The 2143-nt window shown below is 62.9% G+C and carries 2 protein-coding genes; both read left to right on the forward strand.

The features are described 5' to 3' along the window. The first annotated feature begins 88 nt into the window (after positions 1-88). Positions 89-769: a type VI secretion system-associated protein TagF gene (tagF, locus tag V7080_RS25250; protein ID WP_334191130.1), complete on the forward strand. Its 681-nt coding sequence runs from the start codon at positions 89-91 to the stop codon at positions 767-769. Position 770: 1 nt separating this feature from the next. After that, on the forward strand, positions 771-2143 hold a 1373-nt coding region (locus V7080_RS25255), incomplete at its 3' end, for a serine/threonine protein kinase (RefSeq protein ID WP_334191131.1).

A 2143-nucleotide genomic window follows, 5' to 3' on the forward strand; every position in this document is an offset into this window, starting at 1 on the left:
TCAGTGCCGGCGGCAGCCGGGTCGCCTTTGACGTCACCACCAGCAGCGTTCGCAATCCGTTCCGCATGCCCGAATTACAGGCCTTCAAATGTCCAACTCAGCTCTAGCCAGCGGCCCGGTCGGCTGGTTCGGAAAATTGCCTGCCTTAGGCGACTTCGTGCAACGCAATCTGCCGGATCACTTCGTGCCAGCGTGGGATACATGGCTGCAGGCCGGCATGGCGGCCGCATCCCGGCAACAGGGCGAGGAATGGAAAGATGCCTTCCTCTGTTTTCCAGTCTGGTACTTTCTGCGCCGCGTTCCCGGCGATGCCTCTCCGGAAAGCGCTTCGAGCGTCTGGACCGGTATGTTTCTGCCCAGCGCTGACCGTGTCGGGCGGCTGTATCCGCTCACGGTGGCCTTTCCGGTTCCGGCCGACATGTTCCTGCAGCTGGATTTCGTTTTGCTGGAAGCCAGGCTTGAAGAAATCGAGACGCTCGTGCTGAATGTACTTGCCTCCGACGACCTCGCGGGCTTCGAGAGGGCATTGGCCGCCCTGGCGCCGATGCATGTCGATCCTGCCGTAAAAGCATTGCATACCGTGGCGCCAGCGGCGCTGATGAAGCGGCTGGGTGCGCAGGCGCTGCTCGACGAACTGCATGGCAGCACACTGTTCTGGGCACCGGACGCCGGCCCGCTGGAGCCGCTGCTACTTGCAGCCGAACCGCTTCAGGCGGACACGTTCTGCAAGCTGGTGACTCCCCTAACCACTTCCTTATTGGCCCACTGACATGGACTTCGACAACGACAGAACCGTAGCGCGCACCAGCCGCAAGCCATCGGGCATGCACACCGGCATGGGCGGAAACGTCGGCATGAATACGTTGCCGATCGGGACCCGGCTGGGTGAGTTCGAGATCATCAACCTGATTGGCGAAGGTGGTTTCGGCATCGTCTATCTTGCCTACGATCATTCGCTCGACCGCAATGTCGCCATCAAGGAATACATGCCGTCGGGACTCGCATCACGGACCCGGGCCATGCACGTAACGGTGCGGTCCCGCCACTACGAAGACACGTTCGTCAGCGGCCTGAAGAGTTTCATCAACGAAGCGCGGCTGCTTGCGCGGTTCGACTCCCCGTCGCTGGTCAAGGTGTACCGCTTCTGGGAAGAAAACGGCACCGCCTACATGGTGATGCCCTACTACGTCGGCATGACACTGAAGCAGGCGCTCAAGGAACGGCATGTCGAGCCGGATGAAGAATGGGTACGGGCGCTGCTGGCCAACCTGTTCGATGCGCTTGAAACCATTCATCGGGAACAGTGCTATCACCGCGATGTCGCGCCGGACAATATCCTTCTGCTCAACGACGGCAGGCCGGTGCTGCTTGACTTCGGTGCGGCACGCCGGGTCATCGGCGACCTCACGCAAGGGCCGACCGTGATCCTCAAACCCGGTTTTGCGCCGATTGAACAATATGCCGACATTCCCGGCCTGCGACAGGGTGCATGGACCGACATCTATGCATTGGCTGCTGTCGTGTATTACCTCATGACAGGAAAAGCGCCCTCGCCCGCCGTATCGCGGGTGATGCATGACGACTTGCTGCCGGCGCGCCAGGCCGGCAGGGGGCGATACAGTGACGGCTTTCTCGAGGTGATCGATCATGCGCTCGCCGTCAGGCCCGAGCACAGGATTCAATCGATTGATGAAATGCGCCGCGCCCTCAATCTGGAGGGCGTCGGTCCGCATACGCTGCCGGCCGCACGGGGCGCGGCCGATCCGGCGGTGATCGCAGCGGTCGGGGCTGGCCCGGGCACCGGCGCCAGGGCCGCGAACCGCGATGAAGGAATGCGTACCCGGCCAAACGGAGGACGCGGCAACCCGCCCGAGGCGGATGACGACTGGATGAAAACCATGGTCGCCGACAAGCGCACCAGCCCGCCGCAATCGAAACGGAGCAAGTCCAGACTGCTCCTGCCCGTGCTGGTGTTGTGTGCGGGCGCGGGTGTCGCCACCATCGGCTACCACTTGGTTAACCCGCCGGCCGGACCGACGCCGATGGCATCAACCGGACCGGCTGAATCAACGCCGGTAGCGCCGGATTCCGGCATTCCGGACCTGGTCGCCAACTCTCCCGGCCGGGCCGGCACATCCAGCAC

Origin of the sequence: Noviherbaspirillum sp., assembly GCF_036846085.1 — a bacterium.
Lineage (GTDB): Bacteria > Pseudomonadota > Gammaproteobacteria > Burkholderiales > Burkholderiaceae_D > Noviherbaspirillum.

What these genes read in the sequence shown, in the direction of transcription:
- tagF (WP_334191130.1), top strand. Translation starts at nt 89, where the DNA reads ATGTCCAACTCAGCTCTAGCCAGCGGCCCGGTCGGCTGGTTCGGAAAA.